The sequence below is a fragment of the Filomicrobium sp. genome, from assembly GCF_025698805.1.
GTDB lineage: Bacteria > Pseudomonadota > Alphaproteobacteria > Rhizobiales > Hyphomicrobiaceae > Filomicrobium > Filomicrobium insigne.
Genome location: NZ_JAILWT010000003.1, coordinates 509,025 through 527,386, shown reverse-complemented (window position 1 = coordinate 527,386; position 18,362 = coordinate 509,025). Strand labels below are relative to the sequence as shown.

Annotated in this window: 16 protein-coding genes; 13 read left to right on the top strand and 3 right to left on the bottom strand. The window is 58.1% G+C overall.

From position 1 onward, the window contains the following. Positions 1–50 precede the first annotated feature (50 nt). Both xth and erpA read right to left on the bottom strand, forming a co-directional pair. A complete protein-coding gene (xth, locus tag K5845_RS09880) occupies positions 51–833 on the bottom strand; it encodes an exodeoxyribonuclease III (RefSeq protein ID WP_287958903.1) in 783 nt (260 codons plus the stop codon). A 20-nt stretch (positions 834–853) separates the two neighbouring features. Then, positions 854–1,195, bottom strand: coding sequence for an iron-sulfur cluster insertion protein ErpA (gene erpA / locus K5845_RS09875; RefSeq protein ID WP_046479130.1), 342 nt, complete (start codon positions 1,193–1,195; stop codon positions 854–856). 124 nt (positions 1,196–1,319) lie between these two features. Here erpA and K5845_RS09870 point away from each other — a divergent pair, with 124 nt between their 5' ends. From K5845_RS09870 to K5845_RS09810, 13 genes are all read left to right on the top strand, one after another. Next, positions 1,320–2,561 carry a deoxyguanosinetriphosphate triphosphohydrolase gene (locus tag K5845_RS09870; RefSeq protein WP_046479129.1) on the top strand — a complete coding sequence of 414 codons (1,242 nt, stop codon included), beginning with the start codon at positions 1,320–1,322 and terminating at the stop codon, positions 2,559–2,561. Between the two features lie 82 nt (positions 2,562–2,643). After that, entirely contained in the window at positions 2,644–4,401 is a 1,758-nt protein-coding gene (gene argS / locus K5845_RS09865; protein ID WP_046479128.1) for an arginine--tRNA ligase, read from the top strand. Positions 4,402–4,457: 56 nt separating this feature from the next. Then, positions 4,458–6,338: an SPOR domain-containing protein gene (locus K5845_RS09860; protein ID WP_082101118.1), complete on the top strand. Its 1,881-nt coding sequence runs from the start codon at positions 4,458–4,460 to the stop codon at positions 6,336–6,338. Between the two features lie 13 nt (positions 6,339–6,351). Continuing rightward, positions 6,352–7,380 (top strand): beta-N-acetylhexosaminidase, encoded by a 1,029-nt coding sequence (gene nagZ, locus K5845_RS09855; protein ID WP_046479125.1) that lies wholly within the window; start codon positions 6,352–6,354, stop codon positions 7,378–7,380. Positions 7,381–7,447: 67 nt separating this feature from the next. Continuing rightward, entirely contained in the window at positions 7,448–8,266 is an 819-nt protein-coding gene (locus K5845_RS09850) for a segregation and condensation protein A (protein ID WP_287958902.1), read from the top strand. Positions 8,267–8,302: 36 nt separating this feature from the next. Then, on the top strand, positions 8,303–9,127 hold the full coding sequence (gene scpB, locus K5845_RS09845) for an SMC-Scp complex subunit ScpB (RefSeq protein ID WP_082101119.1): 825 nt from the start codon (positions 8,303–8,305) through the stop codon (positions 9,125–9,127). 116 nt (positions 9,128–9,243) lie between these two features. After that, positions 9,244–10,410, top strand: coding sequence for an ABC transporter ATP-binding protein (locus K5845_RS09840; RefSeq protein ID WP_244512421.1), 1,167 nt, complete (start codon positions 9,244–9,246; stop codon positions 10,408–10,410). 116 nt (positions 10,411–10,526) lie between these two features. Further along, the gene (locus tag K5845_RS09835) at positions 10,527–10,763 is read left to right on the top strand and encodes a twin-arginine translocase TatA/TatE family subunit (RefSeq protein ID WP_046479123.1); all 237 of its coding nucleotides are present in this window, start codon (positions 10,527–10,529) and stop codon (positions 10,761–10,763) included. Positions 10,764–10,849: 86 nt separating this feature from the next. Beyond that, positions 10,850–11,326, top strand: coding sequence for a Sec-independent protein translocase protein TatB (gene tatB, locus K5845_RS09830; protein ID WP_287958901.1), 477 nt, complete (start codon positions 10,850–10,852; stop codon positions 11,324–11,326). Continuing rightward, positions 11,323–12,135, top strand: a complete 813-nt coding sequence (tatC, locus tag K5845_RS09825; RefSeq protein WP_046479122.1) for a twin-arginine translocase subunit TatC — start codon at positions 11,323–11,325, stop codon at positions 12,133–12,135. Before tatB ends, tatC begins: the two co-directional genes overlap by 4 nt. A gap of 108 nt (positions 12,136–12,243) precedes the next feature. Beyond that, positions 12,244–13,524, top strand: a complete 1,281-nt coding sequence (gene serS, locus K5845_RS09820; protein WP_287958900.1) for a serine--tRNA ligase — start codon at positions 12,244–12,246, stop codon at positions 13,522–13,524. A gap of 19 nt (positions 13,525–13,543) precedes the next feature. Further along, a complete protein-coding gene (surE, locus tag K5845_RS09815; protein WP_046479120.1) occupies positions 13,544–14,335 on the top strand; it encodes a 5'/3'-nucleotidase SurE in 792 nt (263 codons plus the stop codon). Positions 14,336–14,628: 293 nt separating this feature from the next. Beyond that, positions 14,629–16,059, top strand: coding sequence for a peptidoglycan DD-metalloendopeptidase family protein (locus tag K5845_RS09810; RefSeq protein WP_287958899.1), 1,431 nt, complete (start codon positions 14,629–14,631; stop codon positions 16,057–16,059). 328 nt (positions 16,060–16,387) lie between these two features. Here the strand turns inward: K5845_RS09810 and K5845_RS09805 are convergent, their stop codons facing one another. Then, complete coding sequence (locus tag K5845_RS09805; RefSeq protein ID WP_287958898.1) at positions 16,388–18,352, bottom strand: L,D-transpeptidase family protein; 1,965 nt, start codon at positions 18,350–18,352, stop codon at positions 16,388–16,390. Positions 18,353–18,362 lie beyond the last annotated feature (10 nt).

Here is an 18,362-nt window from a genome sequence, read left to right as displayed (position 1 = left end):
TTATCGTTGATTTTCGGACCGGCCACACGATTGACGGCAGCCGACCCTCCTTACATCGTCAATTCGACCCACACAGGGACATGGTCCGAAGGCTTTTCCCAGCCGCGCGTTTCACGGTCGATTCCGGCCGAATCTAGTCGATCTGCCGCCTGCGGTGACAGCAGAATATGATCGATGCGAATGCCATCGTTCTTTTGCCAGGCTCCAGCCTGATAGTCCCAAAACGTATGCTGATCAGGTCCCGGTGCCGTTGCGCGGACAGCGTCGTAATATCCGAGGTTGATCAGCCTGCGAAAAGCCGTCCGGCTTTCGGGCTGAAAAAGCGCATCATTGGTCCAGGCCTGAGGTCTCTTCGCATCCTCCGGCGTCGGAATAACGTTGTAATCGCCCGCAACGGCAACGGGCATCTCTTCTGCCAGTAAAGCCTTCATGCGCGCTTCCAGTCGCATCATCCAGGAAAGCTTGTAAGAGAACTTCTCCGACCCGATGGGGTTGCCGTTTGGCAGGTAGAGCGACACGACGCGAACCGCTCCGTTCGCTGTAGAAACCGTTGCTTCGAGATAGCGGGCCTGCACATCATCATCATCGCCCGGCAGTCCGATCATGACGTCTTCGACACTGGATTTGGAGAGGATGGCAACGCCATTGAAGCCCTTCTGGCCATGCGTTGTGACCTGATAGCCAAGATCCTGAAACGGCTCAGCGGGAAAGTTGGAGTCGATACTCTTTATTTCCTGCAGGCAGACGACGTCCGGGTTCGCTTCACGCAACCAGGTCAAAGTTGTTTCGATCCGGGCTTTGACCCCGTTGATGTTCCAAGTCGCGATTTTCATGCAATGGCACCGATCGGAGGTCAGATCGAAAAGCTTGTGCCGCAGCCGCAGGAAGCGGTTGCGTTGGGGTTCCTGATCTGGAACGAGGCGCCGATCAATTCGTCGACGAAGTCGATTTCGGAGCCGACCAAAAAGCCAAGAGAGACGGGATCAATTAAGACTGTCGCGCCATCCCGCTCTAGTACGGTATCGTCATCTTCGCGTTGCGCCACGAGATCGAATTTGTACTGAAAGCCTGAACAGCCGCCACCATCGACGCTGACACGCAGCATCGAGTTGTCCTTTTCGGTAGCAACAATTTCCGCAATGCGCTTGGCGGCGCGTTCGGTGACGGTGACTTTATGATCCATCGCATCCATCATTAATGGCGGTCTTCCGAGAGGTTTGCCAACAAGGCTTGCTCTCGTATAGGGGACTCGCTCATGAAGATAGGGCGCCGCGCCACCCTGTCAAACGGCAAGCGGCCTAATGAGAAAGACGCGCTTCATGACAATCGGCCGGCGCCAATTAGATTCATCGCCCGATAGGGACGATTACGGCGAAACACTGCCGCCCGGAGCGCGCAGTATGGCGGATTATGCGGCTAGCAGCGTTCCCAGTCGCGGTCGCGAGCATGCTGAACAGGAGTGTACAACACGTAGTCCTTTTCAGCGCGACCGTGACCGCATTCTGCATTCGACGCCCTTCCGCCGTCTTACATATAAGACGCAGGTCTTCGTTTTTCACGAGGGTGACCACTATCGTACGCGCCTGACACATAGTTTGGAAGTCGCACAGATTGCCCGCACCGTGGCCCGGCAGCTTCGGCTTGATGAGGACCTGGCCGAGGCCCTGGCGCTTGCCCATGACCTTGGACATTCCCCTTTCGGACATGCCGGTGAGCGCGCTCTGGACCATGCCATGACCGACTACGGCGGCTTTGACCATAACGCTCAGTCACTGCGTGTCGTTATGCGCCTGGAACGCAAATATCTGGGGTTTGACGGCCTCAATCTCACCTGGGAGACGTTGGAAGGCTTGGCTAAGCATAATGGGCCCGTCGCCCACGGACCCGACCACCCGGTTGCGAAGGTGCTGCGGGTGCTGGAGCGCTGGCGGAGCCTTGAATTGGATCAGTATGCAAGCGCCGAAGCTCAGGTAGCTGCACTCTCCGATGATATCGCTTACGTCAACCACGACATCGATGATGCCCTGCGTGCGGGGCTTCTCTCTATCGCCGATATTGCCGAGGCCCCTCTCGCCGGAGAAGTGGCGCGCAATGTGCAGACCACGATCCGAGAACATGATGATCCCCGCGTCATTTACGAAATCACGCGCAGGATGATCACAATCATGATTAGTGACTGCGTTGACCACTCCCGGCAATGCCTTAGAGCGCTGGCACCGCGCTCACCAGACGACATCCGGCGAGCAACGATGTCCGTCGTTGCGTTTTCTCCCGAATTGGAAGCTCAGATAAAGGATCTCAAGCGCTTCATGTTCGACCGCGTTTACCGCCACCCGCGGGTGATGCGGGTGATGACGCGGGCGGAAACCATCGTTTGCGACCTATTTCAGCGCTATCTGAATGAACCCGATGAATTACCAGAGGCATGGCGGTCCGCCGCGCAGGGCCTGAGTGACCGGCGCTATGCGCGCCTCGTCGGTGATTTTGTATCAGGAATGACCGACCGCTTGGCCATCGCCGAGCATCGGCGGTTGTTTGACGCCACGCCGGAATTGCGATAGCCGGGCATGCCGGTTGCTGCTGCGCGAGCTTTCGCGTTTGCGGGCGCCGTTTCTAACTTCTTAAATTGAGGTCTCACACCGCATGAACGTGTTCGAACACGTTGAAGGGCTGATCCGCGCCGCGCTGGAAGCCATGAAAGCCGACGGCGAACTGCCGTCCGATTTGGAAGTGTCGGCAATCGAGGCTGAAACGCCGCGCGATCCGTCACACGGGGACTTCGCGACCAACGCAGCCATGGTCCTGGCAAAAAAAGCCCGGCAGAAACCGCGCGACATCGCCGAGAAGCTAAAAGCCCGACTTGAGGCCGACCCTGACATTGAGGGGGCGGAAGTTGCCGGGCCGGGCTTCCTGAACATCAGGTTCAAGGCGTCGTTCTGGCAGCGCTTGGTCGGCGCCATTCTTGCTGAAGGTGAGACCTACGGCCGCCTGCCTATCGGCAAGGGCACGAAGATCAACGTCGAATATGTCTCCGCCAACCCCACAGGGCCGATGCATGTCGGCCATTGTCGTGGCGCAGTGTTCGGTGATGCCCTCGCCAATCTTTTGGCATTTGCGGGCTATGACGTGACGCGTGAGTACTACGTCAACGATGCCGGGAATCAGGTGGACGTCCTCGCGCGCTCGGCTTTCCTGCGTTATCGGGAAGCGCTGGGCGAGGACATCGGCGAAATTCCGGAAGGGTTGTACCCCGGCGATTATCTCAAGCCGGTAGGAGAGGCACTGGCCAAAAAGCATGGCCGCGAACTGCTTCAAGCGAACGAAGACTGGCTACCCGTCGTACGCCAGACCGCCATCGAAATGATGATGGCGATGATCCGAGAGGATCTGGCCGCACTCAACATTCGTCACGACGTCTTCTTCTCGGAGGCCTCCCTCATCCAGGACGGCACGGACCAGGTAGCCGCGGCTATAGACCTCTTAAAGCAGAAGGGGTTGATCTATGAGGGCCGGCTCCCGAAGCCGAAAGGACACGACGATGACGAGTGGGAAGATCGTGAGCAGATCTTGTTCCGCTCTACGGAGTTTGGCGATGACGTTGACCGGGCCTTGGTAAAATCTGACGGCGGATACACGTATTTCGCGTCCGACATCGCCTACCATTACAACAAACTGCAGCGCGGCTTCGAACAGCTGATCAACGTCTTCGGTGCGGATCACATCGGCTATATATCGCGCATGAAGGCTACTGTTGCGGCCCTGTCCGACCGCAAAGCGAGCCTGGACATAAAGATCTGCCAGCTCGTTAAACTATTTCGCGCGGGCGAGCCTGTCCGGATGTCAAAGCGTGCCGGCACTTTCGTAACGCTGCGTGATGTCGTCGATGAAGTGGGCCGTGACCCTGTTCGCTTCATGATGCTTTACAGGAAGAACGACGCGCCCCTGGACTTCGACTTTGCCAAGGTGACGGAGCAGTCAAAAGACAATCCGGTGTTCTACGTTCAGTACGCGCATGCTCGTATCGCGTCGGTTTTCCGCAACGCTACACAGGCTTTCCCCAGCTTGAGCACGTCAAATGAAGCTTTAGCGGCGGCCGACCTGTCCAAGCTGACAGATCCTGGGGAAATTCAATTGGTTAAGCTGCTCGGAAGCTTCCCTCGGGTCATTTCGGGCGCGGTCGCTGCCCACGAGCCGCATCGCCTTGCCTTTTACCTCTATGATTTGGCGCAAGCCCTTCATTCTCAATACAATCGTGGCAATGATTCGCCACATTTGCGCTTTATCGACAGCAACGACATGGGCGTAACCGCAGCTCGGCTCGCCATCATATCAGCCACTCGGCAGGTAATATCCTCTGGACTGGGTGTGCTCGGTGTCGAGGCCCCGAACGCAATGCGTTAGACTCACGATTCGTAAAGAGGGTTTAGCGCAGGCGGTTAGAAAGAGGGTTACCCGAGATGGCACGTTCAGATGGATATGGTACGCGCCCCGGCCATCCGGCTCCGCAACAGCAACATGGTCACCCGTTGGACCAGTCCGCAGCGCCGCAACATGGTCAGCAAAACAGCGGTTGGCCGAATGGCCAGGACTATGGTGGGCAGTACCCGCAGGACCCCTATTGGCAGCAGCCTGTTCCGCCGCAAGGTCGGTATGAACCCGTCGCCCCTGGCGGATACGGCCAACCAATCGAGCCTGTGCCGCCGCCTGATCCGCGATATCCCTCAGCCCCCCAGCACAATCCGTATGGGGGCGGCCAAGATGGCTATCACTACCCGCAAGCGCCGGGCTTCGAGCCTTACGACTCCGCATCGCAGCCAAGCCTAGGGATTCCAAATCAAGGAAATCCCGGAGCGGGATATGGCGCGCCACCGGAGTTCCCGTCCTACCCTGAGCCGGCGCTTGGTGGGTATGCGCCGCCATATGAACCTCAGCAGTATCAGCCTACGCGCGAACCCCATCTCGATCCGGGACGGGGCTACCCCGCTGCGGGGGATATGCACGGTCAATTCCAAGATTATCTGCAACCGACCGCGCCTTCTATGCCGGAAGAACCTGTTGTGCCGGGATATCCCGATTTGGGCTCGCGCAATGCGTTCGATACTGAGCGCCCAGGACTACGCGGTTCGGAATTCGAGGATTGGCCTCGCAACGAAGAGCAGGGCAATCACGATTTTGGCGGCTACGATCCGTCGTCCCAATTCACTCCGGCAGCTGCCGCGCACGGTGAGTATGCCGATGGTGGTTGGGGACAGCAGGAGGCTGGTAGCAACTTTGCCCTCGATTCTGGCCCGATCTTCGCCAGCGCTGGCTACGATGCGACGCAGGATTTAGCGCTGCATGCGGAGTATGACGACGAAGAAGAATATGAAGACGACGAACCGGCAGAGCGCCCGCGCTCTCGCATCGGTTGGATCGTAATGGCGTTGGTCGGTACCGTGATGATCGGCGGCGCTATGGCCTATGGCTACAAGATTGTCGTTGGCCCGAGTGCGACGCAAGTCGCAAGCACACCTGTCGTAAAGGGGGCGTCCCAGCCACCCAAGGTGCGTCCTGAAGACCCGGGCGGACGCAGCTTCGATCACACTGATTCGAAAATTCTCGGCCGTCTGAGCGAGCCGCGTAACTCCGGTGCTGCCGACGATGGCTCGCGCCGTGTTTCGACAGTGATGATCGGCCGCAACGGCGACATCGTTACCCCGCGCTCCGCACCAACTCCTTCGGAGACACCGCCGAACAACCCCGTTGTGGCAGTCCCCGGTTTGACGCTGGTCGATGGGTTTGGCGGGGCTGCAACGCGCCCGCCAGTTACTCCGACTGCGGCCACCAATACGCCTCAGCAACCGATTGTCGTACAGCCGCCGGCTTCTACCGGGCCTCGCTCTCCGGCACGCCCTGTCGTAATTACACGCGATCAGGGAACGTCGGGTTCGTCGAGCGCTGCGCCTCCACCTGCAGCAAAGCCGGCCGATACGTCTGAGCGTGTCACGAGTGCGCGCGTCGCCGCTGCAGCGCCGAAGAATACCGCACCTGTCACAACGGCTTCGACCGGTCCGAGTACTTCAGCAGCAGCATCTGCCGGGTACGTTGCTGTTCTGGCTTCCGTTCCGGTCTCTACGACAAGTCGAGTGGATGCTCTGGCTCAATACGCAGACCTGCAGCAGAATTACTCGAGTGTCCTAGGGTCGCGTACGCCGGACGTCCGTGAGGCAAACCTCGGCTCTCGGGGACGCTATCATCGCTTGATGGTTGGGCCGCCGGGTTCCAAGGAAAGCGCCGCGCAGCTCTGCAGCCAGCTTAAGGTCGCCGGATATTCCGGTTGCTGGATTACGACGTACTAGTCGCGCACCCCACATGCGTCACGCATTCATCACCGGGCTTGCGGGGCCCGAACTTGGTCCGGATGAAGCGCTTTTTCTGCGCGAAACAGAGCCGGTTGGCATCATCCTATTCGCGCGGAACTGCGTCTCCCATGAGCAGATCCGGCGACTTGTCAACGATGCGCTGCAAGCCATCGGTAGCGATGAGGTTCTCACACTCATCGATCAGGAAGGCGGGCGCGTACAGCGTCTGCGACCACCGCTTGGCCGCGCGCTTCCACCCGGACGTGCCTATCTCACGGCGGCAGGTGGCGATGTCGCGCCGGCAGCAAAATCCGCAGAACTCGTCTACAGGCTTTTGGCCGACGATCTTCGAGCGCTCGGGCTCAATACTGATTGCGCGCCAGTCCTTGATGTCCCCGTCATGGGATCCCACAACATTATTGGCGATCGCGCTTATGCAACAGCAGCGGCACCGGTGGCCGAATTGGGGCTCTCAGTTGCGAAGGGGCTCGCCGCTGGCGGCGTTTTGCCCGTAATCAAACACATACCTGGCCACGGACGCGCCGTGTGCGATAGCCATATCGAGCTACCCACGGTTGATGCGTCCGCCGACGAATTAGCGGCCAGTGACTTTGCGCCGTTCAAAGCGGCTGCCCACCTGCCCGCAGCGATGACGGCGCATGTCGTTTATTCTAGCATCGATCCAGACGAGCCTGCGACAACGTCTAGCAAAGTCATTTCTGAAGTTATCCGTGGGGCGATCGGCTTCGACGGCCTACTGATGAGCGACGACGTGTCCATGCAGGCCCTGACAGGATCTCTGCGCTCTCGGGCGGAACGCGCACTGGCAGCGGGCTGCGACGTGGCGTTGCATTGCAACGGCCGCCTCGACGAGATGCAATTGGTTGCCAGCGGTGTTCCGTCTTTGGACGGGGAGGCGGCCCGGCGATTTGACGTGGCGTGGCGGACAACGACCGCCGTAGAACCCTATGATAAGGCCGAGGCCGAAGCTGCCTTGGCGCAGATCCTGGATCAAGGCTCCGCAGCTGAATCGGTATAAACTGCAAGAGCCGCAAACAAGACCACTGCGCGCAAACCCTGAAATCAGGACGTAAAGAACCATCGCTATGGACGATGATGACAAAGGCCCGACTGTTGAGACTTCCGATTGGAACAGCCCGGTAGAACAGGCTGTGGCCGGCGACGAGGAGGCCCTTGTTGTCGACGTCGCGGGGTTTGAGGGGCCGCTCGACCTGTTGTTGGCATTGGCGCGCACGCAGAAGGTCGACATTTCCAAAATTTCGATCCTGTCGCTCGCCGAGCAGTATCTCACGTTCATTGCTGAAGCACGGCGGCTGCGTCTTGAGCTCGCTGGCGACTATCTCGTGATGGCGGCGTGGCTGGCGTATCTTAAGTCCAGATTGTTGCTGCCGCGCGAGGATACGCCGGACGATCAGATAAGCGCCGAAGAGATGGCACAACGGCTGGCATTCCGCCTTATGCGGCTTGAAGCGATGCGCAAGGCGGCAGCGGAGCTTATGACGCGGCCGCGCCTCGGCCGCGACGTCTTTGCGCGCGGGATGCCTGAAACGATCAAGGCTGTGCGGGAAACGGCGTGGACGGCGGATCTATATGAGCTGCTTAAGGCCTACGCTATACAACGGCAGCGGACCGTCAAGGTCGTGCACCGGGTTGCGGCGCGGAAGGTCTGGTCCATCAAGGATGCGCGTCGCCGTCTGGAAAGACTCGTCGGCGATACGACAGGCGTCTGGGTTCAGCTTGATAGTTTCATCGCTGAGTATTTGCCTCTCGACGAGGAGGAAAGAACTGTGCGTGCCAGCTCTTTCGGTGCGACCCTGGAGATGGCTCGTGAAGGACTTGTCGAACTACGTCAGGAAGCGCCCTTCGCTGCAATTTTTATGCGTCGACGCGATCCTGCCGCCTGAGGCGGCAACGTTGCGCGACGCTGTGAAAGGTGACGGATGAATCCTTTTAACAGGCCTCCTGCCAACGGGCCGAAGCTGACATTGGTGCCAACGGGACCTGAGGCTTCGCAGCCCGACGATACCCAGGCGACGCACACAGATAATGTCGCGACGTTGCCTCTGGCCGATCAGAACAACAAGTTGCGCATCGTTGAAGCCTTATTGTTTCAGGCTACCGCGCCAATGGCAGAAGCGCAGCTTGCGGAACACTTAGAAGCAGATGCTGATGTCGCTGGCATCTTGAGGGAACTGCAGGCGTTTTACGCTAATCGAGGTATCAACCTCGTACGCATATCGGGCAAATGGGCTTTTCGGACTGCGACCGACTTGTCGTATCTCTTGGAGCGCCACTCTGTTACCGAGCGGCGGCTATCGAAAGCAGCACTCGAGACGTTGGCGATTGTTGCTTATCACCAGCCCGTCACGCGGGCTGAGATTGAAGATGTCCGGGGTGTCTCAACATCGGCAGGCACACTCGACATCCTGCTGGAAACAGGATGGATACGGCCGCGGGGACGCCGTCGTGCTCCCGGGCGCCCCGTAACCTATGGGACGACCGAGCGGTTTTTGGAGCACTTCAACCTTGATAGCATAAGGGATTTACCGGGCCTTTCCGAGTTGAAAGGTGCCGGGCTCCTGGACTCATCACTGCCGACGGGCTTCAACATGCCCGAACCCAAGGACGTGGCCGCGTTGATGCCGGATGAATTACCATTGGATGCCGAAGACGAGGAGCCCGAAGAGCAAAGCGAAATGGATCTACCTATTCGCGATGCGGAGGAGCCGGATTCTACCGACGAATCCGGTGCTTCCACGGTCTAACCCAGAAGTCGTAACGGCCATCACGATTGCACAAATCATCATAGCCCTTATATGCTCGTTTCTTGAGCGGACAAATCAACATAGCCGAGGACAGAGCAGAGCATGGGGCGTACACGGTGCGGCTGAATGAATGGATACCGCGCTGGTCTGGGGCGTCAGCCACCGCAGAAGCGCCGGCTGCGAGTTCGCGTGGGCGGGCGGCCGCATCCTTCGCAGCACGTGTGACATTCGAAGACGTTTCTCGCCGCTATGGCGACATCTATGCGCTGCGGGATTTTAACCTCGACATTGCTCCAGGCGAGGTTGTTTGCTTGTTGGGGCCATCGGGCTGCGGAAAGACAACGCTGCTGCGCATTACGTCTGGAATCGAGAAACCGTCTGCAGGCCGCTTGCTAATCAACGACCGGGAAGTCGCCGGTCCAGATCGCTTCGAACCGCCAGAGCGCCGAAACGTCGGTTTGATGTTCCAAGACTTCGCGCTCTTCCCACATTTGACGATCCTAGACAATGTCGCGTTCGGTCTGAGAGCCCTGCCGCGGGAAGAGGCACATCGCGAGGCCATGGCGATCCTGGCACGCGTCGGCCTCGAGCGATATGCGAGCAGCTATCCGCACATCCTATCGGGCGGCCAGCAACAGCGCGTGGCTCTTGCCCGTGCCATTGTCCCTCGTCCGTCTGTCATGCTGATGGACGAGCCGTTCTCCGGCCTTGATGTACAACTTCGTGAAACAATGCAGGAGGAAACCCTGGCCTTGTTACGCGAAACGCGCTCCACATCGATCATCGTGACGCATCACCCCGAGGAAGCCATGCGGCTGGGTGATCGCATCGCCGTCATGCGTGCGGGGCGCGTCGTTCAGGTCGGTAAAGCTGAGGATATGTACAGCCGCCCATCCGAGCTGTTCATCGCGCGCATGTTCTCGGAAATTAATGAAGTCCCCCAGACTGTGACGGGCGGCGAAATCGCGAGCCCCATCGGACGCATCCCCGCATTGGGCATGTCAGACGGCACCAAGGCGACGTTGTGTATCCGCCAGCGCGGCATTGAACTAAGGTCTGCGGGCGAGGGTTTGGCTGGCCGTATTTTGCACGTTCGCTTTCTCGGAGACATCATACTTGTTGAAATTGGCGTGAGCGGCTTCGATGTGCCGCTGCACGCGCGCCTTCCAGCGGGCAATGGAAGTTGGCACAAAGGCGCAGAAGTGGGCGTCTCGATTGATCCGGAAGGCGTGCTTGTTTTCCCCTCGAACGGCAGCAATAATGGAACATTGCCAGCGAGTTAGTCGGTTTGTGATGGATGAACCGCCACTTGCTTGCTCGCTCGCAACCTTTCTGCGATAGTCTCCCTTCGAGTAATCCAACATAACGCGACGACAACCGTCGCAGGAGCTAGCAACCTATGGGTGCAACTAGCATTTGGCACTGGGTCATCCTACTTTTGATCGTGGTGCTATTATTTGGCCGCGGCAAGATCTCGGAAGTAATGGGCGACGTCGCCAAGGGTATAAAGAGCTTTAAGAAGGGCATGGCGGACGAAGAAGATACCGCCAAGGCTAAGTCCGACGCTCCTAAGACCATCGATCACGCCTCGACCGTGTCTGAGAAGTCTGAGACGCAGAGCACCAAGGTCGGTTAATGGGCCGCGCGCGGAGAAGGGCGTAACCGGTAGCTATCTGAGCTGCCGGGACGCTTTGACACCGCGGTCTGGCGAGTACGCATTCCATGTTCGACATTGGTTGGAGCGAGCTGCTGATCCTGGGCATCATCACCCTGCTTTTTGTGGGGCCTAAAGAGTTGCCCGTTTTTCTGCGCACCATCGGACGCTTTACAAGCGTCGTCCGCAAGCAGGCGGCCGAATTCCGCGCCCAGTTTGACGAGGCGATGCGAGACACCGAACTGGACCAGATCCGCAAGGATGTGGCGGGGCTACGCGATGAAGTCTCCAGCACGGTGCGGCAGGCGAAGAGTTCCGTCGAAAGCGAGTTGGCGGAAGCTACCCGAGAGGCGGATATTGTAGCCAAAAGCGCGCAAACCCCCGCCCTTCCGAAGGCAGGGTCGACAGAGGCGGCGAGCGCGGTGCAGACTGAAACCGTGGACGCACCTCAGAAGGCACCGGAAGCGGTGGCTGAGCCAGTTCCTGTTGCTGTGCCTGCCGGCACACCCGTACCGACCCAGCAAGAAGAGAAGAGCCGATTATGAGTGTCGAGGACACCGGCACCCGGGACGGCCAGGAAGAAATCAACGCATCGAAGGCGCCGCTGCTCGAACATTTGATTGAGCTACGCACCCGGTTGATCTACGCGGTCGGCGCCTTTTTTGTCATGTTCCTGCTGTGCTTTACGGTTTCCAAGCAGATCTACAATATTTTGCTCTGGCCGTTTGTGAGCGTTGTCGGCGCCGGCAACGCTAAAACAATCTATACGCACCTGCTCGAAAAGTTTTTTGTCGACATCAAAGTCGCCATGTTCGGCGCCGCCTTTCTGTCGTTCCCGGTCGTCGCGTGGCAAGTCTACAAATTTGTTGCGCCCGGTCTCTACAAGAACGAGCGAGCGGCTTTCCGTCCCTACTTGATCGCTACGCCGCTTCTGTTCTTGCTCGGCGCCTCGATCGTTTATTTCATCGCGATGCCGCTTCTGGTGCGCTTCTCCGTTGGTTTCGAACAGCTGGGCGATGCCACCCATGCCGAAATCGCGCTGCTTCCGAAGGTCAGCGAGTACCTGTCTCTGGTCATGACGTTGATCATGGGGTTCGGGATTTGCTTTCAGCTTCCCGTCGTACTGACGCTGTTGGCACGTGCTGGCGTTGTGGATTCCAAAGCACTGGAAGCTGCGCGGCGGTATGCGTTCGTCGGCATTTTTGCTGCAGCAGCGATCTTGACCCCACCGGACGCTATTTCAATGATCATAATGGCCTTGCCTACGTGCCTTCTCTATGAAGCTTCGATCATCGCCGTCCGGCATGTCGAGAAAAAGCAAAAGGCAGAGGCGAAGTCTGAATCGTCATCCTGACGCGGCTTGATGCTGCTGCGATTGCCGGTCCGGAGTACGCCGCTGGACCGGCAGCTCTACCCGTTTTATAGCTCGCCCTACTTTCCGAACGATACTACGAGGCCTCACGTGTTCGATATCAAGTGGATTCGCGAAAATCCCGACGCCTTTGATGCAGGCTTAAAAAAGCGCGGTCTGGAGTCCGCTGCTGGCAAGCTCATCGAAATTGATGAGGCGCGACGCAGCCATCTGACAGCTCTTCAAGACGCGCAAAGCCGCCGAAACGCAGCCTCCAAAGAGATCGGCAAGGCCATGGCTGCCAAGGATCAGGCGGCGGCCGACAAACTCAAGGCTGAAGTCGCGGATTTGAAGGAGCGCATCCAGACCGGCGAGGAGAAAGCGCGCGAGCTCGAGATGCAGCTTAATGAGGTGCTCTCGGCCATCCCCAACCTGCCGCTCGACGATGTGCCACTCGGAGCCGATGAGAACGACAACGTTGAAGTGCGCCGTTGGGGCGAACCTCCGAAATTTGATTTTGAGCCCAAACAGCATTTTGAGGTGGGGGAATCCCTCGGCCTTATGGATTTCGAAACAGCGGCAAAGATCTCTGGCGCACGTTTTGTTGTGCTGAAGGGAGCGTTGTCGCGGCTCGAACGCGCGATCGCATCCTTCATGATCGATCTGCATACCGGCGAGAACGGTTACACGGAATACAATCCGCCTCTGCTGGTGAAGGATGCGGCTGCGTATGGTACCGGCAACTTGCCCAAGTTCGCCGAAGACTTATTCCGTACGACGGAAGGTTTCTGGCTCATTCCAACCGCGGAAGTTTCGCTGACCAACATGGTCCGCGATGAAATCATACCGGCAGATCAACTGCCGATGCGTTGTACGGCATGGACACCGTGCTTCCGCTCGGAAGCGGGTTCAGCCGGCCGGGATACGCGCGGAATGATCCGTCAGCACCAATTCTCTAAGGTCGAATTGGTCTCCATCACGACGCCGGAAGCATCACTTGATGAGCATGAGCGCATGACGGCAAGCGCCGAAAAGGTGCTGCAGCGTCTCGAACTCCCGTATCGCACCATGTTGCTGTGCACAGGGGATATGGGCTTTGCATCGCGTAAAACCTACGACATTGAGGTGTGGCTGCCAGGTCAGAATGCCTACCGTGAGATTTCAAGCTGCTCCGTGTGTGGTGACTTCCAGGCGCGGCGTATGAATGCGCGTTACCGCGCCGGAGATAAGGACGTACGCTTTGTCCATACGCTCAACGGTTCCGGGCTCGCCGTAGGTCGCACGATGGTCGCGATCCTTGAAAACTTCCAGCAGGCCGATGGGACTGTCATCGTCCCGAAGGAGTTGCGTCCCTATATGGGAGGAATGGAACGGATCGAACCGGCCGCCTGATGCGGCTGCATGAGGTGATATGCGCATACTTGTAACCAACGACGACGGCATCAATGCTCAGGGGCTCACGGTCCTGGAGGAGATCGCACATGAGCTGTCCGATGATGTCTGGGTTGTCGCTCCTGAGACAAATCAGTCTGGCTCGGCACACTCCCTGACGATCCATGAGCCATTGCGATGCCGCGAGGTTGCCGAGCGCAAATTTGCCATCCGCGGGACACCCACGGACTGCGTCATTATGGGTGTGCGCCATATCCTCCTGAACACTCCGCCGGACTTAGTCCTGTCGGGAGTGAACCATGGTTCGAATCTCGCGGAAGACGTGACGTACTCCGGCACTGTTGCCGGCGCCATGGAAGGCGCGATGCTCGGTATCCCCTCGATCGCCATGAGCCTTACATGCGGCTTCGACAAGAACGGTGACATCCATTGGGACACTCCGCGCTCCCATGGCCCGGAACTCATCAGAAGGCTGCTGAAGAACCAGCTGCCTGCGGGCGTCTTGATCAATGTTAATTACCCCGATCTCCCGCCGGATGAGGTTTCCGGCATGATGATCACGACCCAGGGACATCGAGATCAAAACCTACTCAACATCGACGAGCGGCTTGATCCTTGGGGGCGGTCTTATTTCTGGTTTGGCTTTGAGCGGCGTCTCTCTCACCCCGTCGAGGGAAGTGATTTGTGGGCGATCGCCAATGGATTGATTTCCGTCACGCCGTTGCATGCCGATTTGACCCATGCGGCCGCGCATGCGGCGCTCACGGGAATTTTCTCGGATACGCGTAGCAAACCTCGCAAACTCGGCTGAATTATTTTTGTCGGGGGAACATCCCCCGACACACGAACCAAGACGCAGAGTAGTCACGCATTTGACAAATCCGCGTCGCACGCACGCCAAGTCCCCCTCACAATCAAATCGTATGTCTGACGTTCAGACGTGCCGATATCTTGCACCCCGGCTTCGCTGTGGCGGCGAAGTTGGTCGCAGCCGAGCCGGCACAAGCGCGAATCGAGGCGGTTTATTAAGCGGGACCAGCCAAGCGTTAATCGCTCGTTAACTGATTAAGGGTTAACAAATAGGCTGGTATAGAGGTGCGTATCATGAATGAGTTGCTATATTTGCGAGCCGGCCGACGCCACATTCTCCGCGTCGTTACGCCGGTTGCCTTGGCATTGAGTGGCCCCCTTCTCGCAGGCTGCAGCGCCGACATTACCCGCTTCGACAGCCCCAGCTTCGCATTTAATGACAGTACCGGTTCTGTAGATCGGTCGTCTGGTTACGGTGCAACGAACCTGTCCGACCAGTCGCCGGGTGCCGATTACGGTCGTTCTTACACCGGGCCCGTAACGAGCACGGAACCGAACGTTCGCTCATCAAGATTGCCGGACGTCGCAGAGAACTCCGATAATAGCTACGGTAACCAGCGCTCTCCCTATTCCGGCGGCCGCAACAACAACTATGCCGACAGTGGATACCGCGCACCGTCTCCGCAACGCCAGTACGACTCCGGGCGTTCATCATCGGGCCAGACCATTGTCGTTCAATCCGGCGATACGCTTTATGGGCTTTCGCGGCGTCACGGTGTTGAACTTGCGGAGTTGATGTCCGTTAATGGATTGACCAGTTCGCAGCTGCATCCAGGCCAGCGTTTGACATTACCCGGCGGCGCATCAGCTGCACCGCGCTCCTATAATTCGCCATCACAAACGGCGTCAGTTCAACAGCCATCAACCTACAGTGCTCCGACGACGACACGGCCCGCAACGCAGTCCGATTGGGGTGGGAGCTATACGGTTGTGTCCGGCGACTCCCTTTACAATATCGCACGTCGCCACGGCACAACCACGAGAGAGCTACAGCGTCACAACGGTATCTCCGATCCGCGCCGCGTGATGCCTGGCACGGTTTTGAGGGTGCCTGGCTATGGTTCGGACACGTCGACGGTGGCGCAAACGCGTTCTGAGCCGCGGCCGCAGCGTGTCGCATCGCTCGACAACAACTACACGCGCACCGACGCGACACCTTCAGCGAGCCCAGCAGCACCATCGGCCAGTCAATCCAGGCAGGTAACGCAGCCGCGGGGGGTTCGCACGGTATCTATCGCGCCACCCACTCATACGCAGACCCAAAGCGCAGATACGAGTTCGTCTGCGAGTAAGCTGCGGTGGCCGGTGCGTGGTCGCGTGATCGATAACTTCGGGCCGCGTAGCGATGGAACTCACAACGATGGCGTGAACCTCGCCGTTCCTGCAGGTACGGACGTGCATGCGGCTGAAGAGGGCGTGGTCGCCTACGCTGGATCTGAGCTGCGTGGATATGGAAACCTGATTTTGCTGCGCCACAGCAATGGCTGGGTGACCGCGTACGCCCATAACGATGCGATGAATGTGAAGCGCGGCGATAAGGTCACGCGTGGCCAGGTTATCGCTAAGGCGGGCAAGACTGGCCAAGTCGACCAGCCACAGCTTCACTTTGAATTGCGTATGGGCTCAAAGCCGGTAGATCCGCTTCCGTACTTGGAAACGTTGTAGTCGCGGAAGCGAGCGGCTTCTAAAACACAAAACGAACCTTTTTAAAAAGGGCTTGCGGCATGTGATGGCTGCGAGCCCTTTGCTTTTTTTGCAGTTTTCGGAAAACAGAACGAACCAAACAAAACACCCTCGAGGACAAGCAGGTTTTTGTCCGAGATCGGATCCGTGCGTTGCTGCTGATGCGTTCGCTCTGAACAACCCAAAACCAAAAGCGTTCACGTCACCCAACTAAACGTGAAAACGAAAGACACCTCAAAAAAGTAAGCGCCCGATAGTGAAAGACACTATCGGGCGCTCATGTTGGGTTCAGGTCATCTGGATTGACGGATCAGTCGCTGTTAAAGCCGTGCTGATACGGATTAAGAGACCAAGTGTGAACGGACTTCTTTTTCTTTGGCTTCGCTCCTTGCGATGGACCACCGTAAGAGGAGCCGGAGCTCGAGGAGAACAAGTAATAACCGCCACCGTAGCCGCCGCCATTATTATAACCTTGATAATCGTAGAACTCGTAATCCTCACGAGCCATGGCATAGGCGGCCCCCGACTTCGCAAGCTGTTCCATTTCACGCTTCTGCGCCCGGGCTGGGTCAGATGCAGCGATAGCTGATAGCGACTTCCCTTGGAGCGCTTGGGTTATCCGCTTGTCGTGACCATAGACGTCTTTCAACGTACTCAGAGTGCCGTCTTCCTCGGCAATCACCGTGAAGTAGACATTGTGAACCGGCACCGGGGTTGGCAGGTCGACGCGATGGTTTTCTTCGGCGCCCCGGCTCAACTGGGCGGCCACGTCATCACGCGACCAGCCAGCGGTTTCACGCAAGAGCAATTCAGCAAACTGCAGGGGGTCTCGTACGCGGATGCAACCATGGCTGAAGTTGCGCTTTGAGTTATCGAACAGGTGCTTGTCCGGCGTGTCGTGCATGTAGACCGCATGATGGTTGGGAAACATGAACTTCACCCGTCCGAGCGGATTGCTCGCACCGGCGCCCATCACAATCGGGATGGATCGAATGTCGGTTTTCGCCCAATTGTAGCGTGCCGGGCTGATTGGCCGACCTTCATGCTGAATACGCATGCCGCGGCGGGCCAAGACGTCGTAATCGCCGGAAGCTAAGCTTGGAAGCAGGCTCTTGATCTTGATCGAACTCGGGACGCCCCATTCTGGCTTGAAGATGACGTGAGACATCTTATCGGAGAAGACGGGCGTCTGAGTGCTCTCCTTACCGACGATGATCCGCTCGGAGAAAAGGACTTGGTCTCCACGTATCAGCTCGGTCGTATAGGCGGGCAAATTGTTCCAGATGCGCAACTCGCCAAGATCGCGCGGCAACCACCGCCATTTCTCCATGTTGACCAAGATCTGCTGTAGAGAAACCGTTTCCGTCTCCTCTGAATCGCCGTCCTTGGGATTGTTGAGCGCTGTACGTACCTTATCGTCGAATACCGTCTTCCGGCGCCAGCCTTGGGTTCGCATAAACTTCGTAACGGCGTCGACAAGTTCCTGATCATACAGGTCCTCATCTTCCGGATCGGCGGCCGGTACTTCGAGACGTTCACGTAATTGCGGAATTTGCTCATTCCGCTGGCCACGCGCTACCCGCTTACCGTAGCTGAATTTGATAGGTTCCGGTTCGGCCTCGGTGGGTTTCTCTTCAGCCGACGCAAAACGTTCTGGAAACTTGCGTTTCAGGTAGGCTTGACGGAGCAAAAGGAACTGCGGGTGCTGAGGTTGCTGCGCGACGAGAACCGTGGCCGGATCACTCGCCTCTTTCATGCCGCGCATGAGAGCGGCGGCGTCCACCGACACCTTCGCGCGCTCGTACCACAAACTCAATTCGGTGGGATCGAGCCGGCCACCCTGTGCCTGGACAGCGTAAGTCAGGGCCGCAAGGGTAATCTCAACCTCGGCGAGAGCCATCTCTTCCGAGGACTTTGCGATGCTGACAGGAATGTTGGCGGTGAACGCATTTGGGTCGAGCCCCCATTCATCGGCGCGCTTGAGTTCAGCTATAACGGACTTTCCAGCAGCTGTCAGCCCATCATAGCTGACCCATAGAGGTGCATCGAACTCGGTCGCATAAAGCGTGCCCAATTCATCGAGCCACCGGGTCATCGTCTCATCGGCGCGCGGCTTACGCTCTGTGATGTCACGCAGAATGGCGGTCTTAAGATCGTCCTGCTCACCGACCGTAACGTCTATCGCTGGATCAACGGAGCTGCTCTCGCGAGCATCTACCAAAGGGCTCCCCGCCACCAGAACCAGACTAGAAACGAACAAAACGGCCAGCCGCATGGGCCTCACC